General features: G+C 58.2%; 8 protein-coding genes. 5 read left to right on the top strand and 3 right to left on the bottom strand.

The window, feature by feature from the left end; translation table 11 throughout:
- Nucleotides 1–11: 11 nt before the first annotated feature.
- The gene (locus B7L71_RS03835; protein ID WP_081136107.1) at nucleotides 12–935 is read right to left on the bottom strand and encodes a DMT family transporter; all 924 of its coding nucleotides are present in this window, start codon (nucleotides 933–935) and stop codon (nucleotides 12–14) included.
- A gap of 143 nt (nucleotides 936–1,078) precedes the next feature.
- Between B7L71_RS03835 and B7L71_RS03830 the strand changes: the two genes are divergently transcribed.
- The 3 genes from B7L71_RS03830 (at nucleotide 1,079) to B7L71_RS03820 (ending at nucleotide 4,332) form a co-directional block, all read left to right on the top strand.
- Nucleotides 1,079–1,468 (top strand): DUF4168 domain-containing protein, encoded by a 390-nt coding sequence (locus B7L71_RS03830; RefSeq protein WP_016916330.1) that lies wholly within the window; start codon nucleotides 1,079–1,081, stop codon nucleotides 1,466–1,468.
- Nucleotides 1,469–1,694: 226 nt separating this feature from the next.
- On the top strand, nucleotides 1,695–3,605 hold the full coding sequence (locus B7L71_RS03825; RefSeq protein ID WP_016916331.1) for a DUF294 nucleotidyltransferase-like domain-containing protein: 1,911 nt from the start codon (nucleotides 1,695–1,697) through the stop codon (nucleotides 3,603–3,605).
- 1 nt (nucleotide 3,606) lies between these two features.
- The gene (locus B7L71_RS03820) at nucleotides 3,607–4,332 is read left to right on the top strand and encodes a 3'-5' exonuclease (protein WP_081136106.1); all 726 of its coding nucleotides are present in this window, start codon (nucleotides 3,607–3,609) and stop codon (nucleotides 4,330–4,332) included.
- A 95-nt stretch (nucleotides 4,333–4,427) separates the two neighbouring features.
- Here B7L71_RS03820 and B7L71_RS03815 read toward each other — a convergent pair whose 3' ends face one another.
- A complete protein-coding gene (locus tag B7L71_RS03815) occupies nucleotides 4,428–6,068 on the bottom strand; it encodes a BCCT family transporter (RefSeq protein WP_081136104.1) in 1,641 nt (546 codons plus the stop codon).
- Between the two features lie 445 nt (nucleotides 6,069–6,513).
- Between B7L71_RS03815 and B7L71_RS03810 the strand changes: the two genes are divergently transcribed.
- A complete protein-coding gene (locus B7L71_RS03810; RefSeq protein ID WP_081136103.1) occupies nucleotides 6,514–6,936 on the top strand; it encodes a hypothetical protein in 423 nt (140 codons plus the stop codon).
- 243 nt (nucleotides 6,937–7,179) lie between these two features.
- Nucleotides 7,180–7,374 carry a hypothetical protein gene (locus B7L71_RS03805; protein ID WP_081136101.1) on the top strand — a complete coding sequence of 65 codons (195 nt, stop codon included), beginning with the start codon at nucleotides 7,180–7,182 and terminating at the stop codon, nucleotides 7,372–7,374.
- Nucleotides 7,375–7,657: 283 nt separating this feature from the next.
- On the opposite strand, the gene B7L71_RS17960 is transcribed toward B7L71_RS03805, so the two are convergent.
- On the bottom strand, nucleotides 7,658–7,794 hold a 137-nt coding region (locus tag B7L71_RS17960; protein ID WP_139790044.1), incomplete at its 5' end, for a helix-turn-helix domain-containing protein.

Here is a 7,794-nt window from a genome sequence, read left to right as displayed (position 1 = left end):
CGGGGAGGACGTCAATTGCTGGCGGATTTGACGACCATCACCACCCCGGCGATGGCAATGAGCATGCCGATGAGCCCCATCAGCGGCAGCCGCTCATCAAATAGCCACCACGCCTGTAGCGCGGTCACGGGAGGCACCAGATAAAAGAGGCTTGCCACGCGAGAAGCCTCCCCCTTCTTTATCAAGGCCATCAGTAACAGGATAGCGGCAATTGACAGAATCAGCACGAGCCAGCCCAGGGTCAGCAGGAAGGTTGTGCTCCACATTATGGAGCGGGTCTCGAACAACAGCGCCCCCAGGCCCAGCAGGGTGCCTGCTGCCAGGTACTGAATCACTGCACCCGACAGCAGCGGCATGCTGGTGCAGTAGCGTTTCTGGTACAGCGTGCCCAATGAAATACCCAGCAATGCGGCCAGTACACTGACCAGTGCCCCCATGCCAAAGCCGCTGAACAGCGAACTGCCAAACTCCAGTTTGCTACCCAGTACCAGGCAGATGCCCACCAGCCCCAGCGCCAGGCCTAGCCACTGCCGCGCGCCCAGGCGTTCGCCCAGCAGTGGGCCTGCACAGGCGGCGGTCAACAGCGGCTGCAAGCCCACCAGCAAGGCCGTCAAGCCTGCTGGCATTCCCAGGTAAATGCCATAGAATACGCCGCCAAGATAGGTGGCATGCACGAGCAGGCCCGAGACCCCGATATGCATCCATAGCCTTGGTGAACTCGGCCATGGAATGCGCATCAGCAAGGTCAGCGGTACGAGCAGCAGCAGCGTCAACACGAAGCGGATAAACAAAAACGTGAAGGGTTCGGCGTAGGGCAGGCCAAACTTGGCACCAATGAACCCCGTGCTCCATAACAGCACGAAGAGCCCAGGCATGGCAGCCAGCGCGAGCGAATGGCTGTGCATGTTTTGCAAGGCCTTGAAGTGGCTAGACATAAAGCTCCTATTGCCAGCGTGTTGTTTATCTGTTGTTGCGTTCTGTTCTTCTTGTAACGTGTTTTTACATAAAAGATTGAACCTGTGCCTGAACCACGCGTCCCACTGTGCACATTCATAACGCGCCAATGAGGTTTCTTACCATGCAACGTATGACTGCTTTGTTCTCTGCTGCTCTCCTTGCCACTGGCCTGATGGCGGGCACTGCCCACGCCCAGCAAGCCCAGGACCCGACACAAGATCCGATGGCGACCCAGCAGGCGCCTGCACAGGATTTTTCTGATCAGCAGCTACAGCAGTTCGCCGATGCTTCTCAAGAAATCGCCGTGATCTCTCAGGAGTACACACAGCGTCTGCAGGAAGCAGAAGACGAAGCTGCCCAACAGGAAGTTCGCGCTGAAGCCAATGACCGCATGATCGAAGTGGTCGAAGACAGCGGTCTGGACGTCGATACGTTCAATGCTATCGGACAATCCATCCAGCAGGATCCGGAAATGATGCAGCGTGTACAGGAAATGGCTAGCCAGTCATAAGCCTGTTGCCACCGCCTCTGGCGGTGGTGAACCATCGAGACAGGCAGGATAGTGCCAGATTTTCCTTAACGTGCGAAGTACCTGCCTGTTCTGTGGTCCAAAAGCCCAGCGCCAACGCGCTGGGCTTTTTTGCGTGGTTCACCCAGGTTGAAGGTTGTCCTCTACCGACGCACACGCCACACTAAATGGCTGATCATTAACCCTTTGAGCCTCTGCAGGAGAGCGTATGGACGTGGAGCTTCTGGAAATCCGCCAGCACATGGGACAGTTCCCGCCATTCGATGGGCTGTCCGATGAGCTACTGGACGCCATTGCCGCCCGGGTGGAGGTAAGTTACTTCAAGACGGGTAGCGACATTCTCGAGCTGGGCGCCCCCCTCGATGAGCTGTGCTATATCCGCAGCGGTGCAGTAGAAGTGTATCGGCGGCAGGGCGAGCTCTACAATCGTCTGGCAGAAGGAGACATCTTCGGTCATTTCAGCCTGCTGCGTAATCACAAGGTGCGCTTTCCTGCCAAGGCCATCGAAGATACGTTGATCTATTTCATACCCAACGACGTTTTCCAGCGGCTCTGTGAGGAAGACGATGAGTTTGCCGACTTCGTGGAGCTGGAGCGGCCACGGTTGGAAAGCGCTGCCGAACATCAAAAGAAGTCCAACGACATGATGGTCACGCGCATACGCAAGCTGGTGACACGTTATCCGGTGATGGTGGAGTCCACCACCAGCGTTCAGCAGGCGGCACAGCAGATCAGCGCTGCCCAGGCATCAGCCGTACTGGTGATCGAGGAGGGGAGCAATCATCCTCGCTACAGCTTTCAGGACAGCGAAGGCAAGACCTGGCAGATGTGCGGCATTCTCACCGACAGCGATTTCCGCACGCGGGTCGTGGCCGAAGGGCTGGCGCCCTCCACGCCCGTGGGCGATGTGGTTTCAGAGCGGTTGATTACCGTCCAGTCGGATGCCACGGTCTACGAGGCCATGCTGGTGATGCTGCGCAGTAACGTACATCACTTGCCGGTGTTGTATCGCCAGCGCCCGGTAGGTGTAGTGCATCTTTCCGATATCATTCGCTACGAGACCCATAGCGGGCTTTATCTGGTCAGCAATATTTTCAACCAGTCCAGCGCCCAAGGGTTGGCCAGGCTGTTGCCCGATGTGCGTGCTGCCTTTGTACGCATGGTGCAGGAGGGGGCCAATTCACAGATGGTGGGCAGCGCGCTATCGACCATCGGGCGCAGTTTTACCCGCCGTTTGCTGGAGTTGGCCGAAGAGTCGCTGGGGCCACCCCCGGTGCCTTACTGCTTCATGGTCAATGGGTCCATGGCGCGTAACGAGCAGAGCATCGTGACGGACCAGGACAATGCGCTGATCTTGTCCGATGATTTCGACCCGGACGAGCACGACGCGTATTTCCAGGCGCTGGCAGCCTTTGTCAGCGATGGATTGGCCGCCTGTGGCTACACCTATTGCAAAGGCGATGTCATGGCCACCAACCGCCAGTGGCGCCAGCCGCTGAGCGTGTGGAAACGCTACTTCCAGGACTGGATGGCCAACCCCACCCCGGAGAGGTTGCTGCACAGCTCGATCTTTTTCGACCTGGACAGTATCTATGGCGAAGAACACTACGTGGAAGCGCTTCAGGACCTGATCGCCCAGACGGCACCTCAGTCGCCGCTGTTTCTGGCCGCCATGGCGCGTAATGCCTTGAACCGTACGCCCCCGCTGGGCTTTTTCCGCACGTTCGTGATGGAAAAGGATGGCAAGCACAACAACTCCATCAACCTCAAGCGGCGTGGTACGGCGCCCATGGTAGACCTGATTCGTGTGCATGCGCTGGCCTGTGGCTCCAAAGCGCAGAACTCTTTTCAGCGGCTGAACGACATCAGCCAGACCCAGCTGTTGGCCACCGGGGTCAGCGACAAGCTGAGTTATGCCCTGGAGTTCCTGTGCATGTCGCGTATTCGCCATCAGGTCATCGACCTGCAGGAAGAGCGCGAGCCGGATAACAACATCGAACCCGAAAACGTCGAAGACAGCGAGCGGCACACGCTCAAGGATGCGTTTCAGGTGCTGAGCCATGCGCAGAAATTCCTGAAGTTCCGCTACCCGATTCCCACGCAACGGCAGGGGCGTTGATATGCACGGTATTCGCCCACGTCAGAAAGTGACCCAGGTCGACTGGGCTGGCTACATGGCTGCTCGCGCCCAGCGCGCTGATAATGAGGCGTTGCAGCGTTTCTTCAGCACGCCCTTGCCAGCCCCCGACACCCCTCTGAGCGAGGTGCCCATGGTGGCGCTGGACCTGGAAACCACCGGGTTGGACGAGCGTCGCCACGGTATCGTCAGCGTGGGGGCTGTGCCCTTTACGCTGGGGCGGATACCGCTTGCCCAGCGACGTTACTGGGTGGTGAAGCCTGCGCGGCCGCTGGACGAAGCCTCCATCGCCTACCACCATATCACCCACTCGGAGGTGGCTGACGCCCCTGATCTGGACGAGGTGCTGGATGAGCTGCTGGAGGTGCTGGCGGGCCGAGTGGTGGTGGTCCATTTTCGCAACATCGAGCGCCCTTTTCTGGATGCCGCCGTGAAGGAACGGCGCGGCGAGGGCGTGCTGTTTCCCATGATCGACACGATGTCGCTGGAGGCCAGGCTGCATCGGCAGACCCTGTGGGCGCGCTTTCGCCGCTGGCTGGGCAGGCCGCCGGTCTCGATTCGGCTCAATGCCAGCCGTGAACGCTATGGCTTGCCGCCCTACCAGGGGCACCACGCCCTGGTGGATGCGCTGGCCACCGCCGAGCTGCTGCAGGCGCAAATCGCCAACCACTACTCACCGGATACGCCGCTCAAGGCGCTGTGGTGCTGACGGAATAGTGTGGGGGGAGTGGCAAACACAAAACGGGCAGCCCATGGGCTGCCCGTTTTGCGTAAGGCCAGCAAGAAACGCTGGCCAAGGAGGGATCAAACGGCTTTGGGTTCGCTCATCAGCCCTTTGATGATGGCGTAGCAGGCCACCAGCAGGATGATGGTGAACGGGAAGCCCGTCGATACGGCCATGGTTTGCAGGGCCGTCAGGCCGCCACCCAACAGCAGGGCGATGGCAATGGCACCTTCGATGATCGCCCAGAACACGCGCTGCGGCTTGGGAGCATCCACTTTGCCACCGGCCGTGATGGAGTCGATGACCAGCGAGCCCGAGTCAGACGAGGTCACGAAGAAGATGATGACCAGCAGAATGGCAATGAACGAGGTGATCTGCGACAGCGGCAACTGCTCCAGCATCACGAACAGCTGCAGGTCCACACCGGCGTCACGCACGGCTTCGATACCCTGGCTCACGTACTGGTCGATGGCAGTGCCACCGAACGTGGTCATCCACAGCACCGAGACGATCGAAGGCACCAGCAGCACCGAGATCAGGAATTCACGAACGGTACGGCCACGGGAAACCCGCGCGATGAACATGCCGACGTAGGGTGACCAGGAGATCCACCAGGCCCAGTAGAAGGCAGTCCAGCCTTGGCTGAAGTTGGCATCTTCACGGCCAAAGGGGTTGGAGAGGGCCGGTAGATGCACCACATAGTTGATCAGGTTTTCGAAAAAGCCCGTGGCAATCAGTAGGGTGGGGCCTACCGCAATGACGAAGAACAGCAGTGCCGCCGCCATGGCGATGTTGATTTTCGACAGCAGCTGTACGCCTTTGTCGACCCCGGCAATGATGGAGCCGATGGCAATGATGGTGATGCCGATGATCAACAGGATCATGGTGACATCGCTTTCCGGTGCGCCGAACAGGTAGCTCAAGCCAGCAGCGGCCTGGGTAGCACCCAGCCCCAGCGAGGTCGCCAGACCGAACAGCGTGGCAAACACCGCCAGAATATCGATCAGGTGCCCTGGCCAGCCCCATACGCGCTCACCCAGCAGCGGGTAGAACACGGAGCGCATCGACAGCGGCAGACCCTTGTTGAAGGAGAACAGCGCCAGCGACAGCGCGACCACGGCGTAAATGGCCCACGGGTGCAGACCCCAGTGGAAAATGGTCGCGGCCATGCCCAGCGCAGCGGCGGCAGCCGTGTCACCTTCGGCTCCCGCCAACGGTGCCCAGTCTCCGCCGTCCAGCGAGGTGCCAAAATGGGTCAGCGGTTCGTTGACCCCGAAGAACATCAGCCCGATGCCCATACCCGCCGCAAACAGCATGGAAAACCAGCCGATATAAGTGAAGTCAGGCTTGGCGTCTGCTCCGCCGATGCGAATCTTGCCCAGCGGCGATACGATCAGGCCCAGACAAAGCAGGACGAAGATATTGGCGGACAGAATGAAGAACCACGACAGGTTGCCGGTCAGAAAGCCGAAAATCGAGTTATAAAGCGGCGCGACGGTGTCCTGCAACGCCAGTGTGAGGATCACGAACAGCAGTACCACCAGCGCCGAGATGGTAAATACCTTGCCGTGCAGGTCAAGGCTGAACCCCATGGTGCTGGTGGTAATGTTGTCCTGACCGATCACGTAGTCGGTATCTATCAGGTTGGCCGGGCCATCCGGGGCAGGAATGCCCTCCGAGACCGGCTCTTCAGGGGGATGTTTAGCGTCTGGGTTTTCCACAAAAGCCTCTCCATGTTGGACAAAAACTGCCGAAGGTGACGGGACGGGCCCTTGGCAGGCGAATGATGCAATTACTAGGGTGGCAAATGTTGATTAATGTTTATCAACGCAACCGCGACGTATCATGAATGGAAAGCGTCAGTCGGGTAGCGAAAGCTTTTATAATGTGAAAGCGTGATTTTTTATTTTTTTGATTAAAAATTATTATACATGGTCTGTGCCGGCGTGTCACAACGCGACCGGTAGCTGAGCTGAAAAATGCCACATGTGTCATTTTGAACCTGCCAGATGCCAAGTCGACAGCAACAGTTGGCGTTCATTTTTTGTTTTTAAATTACTGTTTTTATTTGATTTTTATTTTTTATCGCGCTTTTGGCGTGCTGTGTGCAGTTTCTTGGTAAGACTCAGGTCAAGCAACATCTAATCAGTAGTGGAGGCAACTCTTATGGATAAGCAGATTCCCCAGACAACCAAGCGTCGTCCTCGTGTATTGGCGCTCTGCATGCTCGCCGCAGCGGTCAGCACGCTGGCATTGGCAGGCTGTGGAAATGGTGAAGATGAGATGCCCCCGGCGCAACAGCCTGAGACCATGGAGCAGGATGCGACCTCCGGCCAAGTGCCCGGTACTACCGAAGGTGACAGCATGATGGGTGAAGAACCCGCTGGCACCATGGGGGACGACCCCATGGCCGCCGATCCAGGTTTGGAAGATGATGCGGCAGCCACCCAAGAGCCTATGCCCGGTGAGGGCGCTGATATGACCGACCCGCAGGAAGAACCCGGTTTCGGTGAAGGCACCGACCCAATGCCCGGCGCTAATGACGAAGTGCCTGCGGATGATGAAGACGACATGACCACGACTCAGTAAGGTTTACCGCTCCCTACGATGGCAGGTCGCCCAGCTGTCTGTTCCCTGCGGCTGCTCCACACGGCCTGTCATCCTTTCGCCCCCGCGCCCGCGGGGGTTTTTTTGCATCCTGGTCAGTAGCCGCTAAAGTTAAACAGGCAGGCGTTAAACAAGCAGGTGTTTGGCCTGCCAAATGAATTCAACGATTTCGCTTTCAATAGGGGCGTTTTCAAAAAGAAATTTTCAAAAGGGAAGGAGCACGACATGAAGTCACCAAAGCACCAGCGTGTATATGCAATGTTGTTCAGTGCGCTCTTGATGACCGGTGTATTGGCGGGGTGTGGCGACAGCTCGCCGCCTAACGGAGAGCCCGAACCGGAAGAGCCAATGAGCACCGGCCCCATGGCCAATGATGGCACCACCCCTGAAGAGACTCCTGGGGAGGGCGTGGATAATTAGGTTCTACGAAGACTGGAGTGAATCAATTGGCCTCCCACAGGGTGATTCAGGCAAGGTGCTTGCTCAGGTTGTGGGAGGGAGCTTCAGCTCGCGATGATTCCAGCACCCAGCTTGATATGGGTGCCCGCTCAGACAGTCGCCCAATAAAATTGGCCTCCCACAGGTGGGCTGGGCCATGGCTTTCACATGGCTATCCACCATAAACAAGGTTCATCGCACTTTGCCGGGAATTGCTTCGCTTCAACGAAACCGCCCCCTGACATGGGGGCGGCTTCGTTATGGGTCACTCGTCGCTGTCTTCCAGGCGACGGTAGAGCGTTCGCCGCGCGATGCCCAGAACTTCCGCCGTGCGGCGCTTGTTGCCGCCAGTGGCTTCCAGCACCTTGCGGATGTAGCGTTTCTCCACCTCTTCCAGACTAG

The sequence above is a fragment of the Halomonas sp. BC2 genome, assembly GCF_002078115.1.
In the GTDB taxonomy this organism is placed as follows: Bacteria; Pseudomonadota; Gammaproteobacteria; order Pseudomonadales; family Halomonadaceae; genus Vreelandella; species Vreelandella stevensii.
Note: the sequence above shows the minus strand (reverse complement) of the source record. Positions and strands in the feature narration are given on the sequence as shown.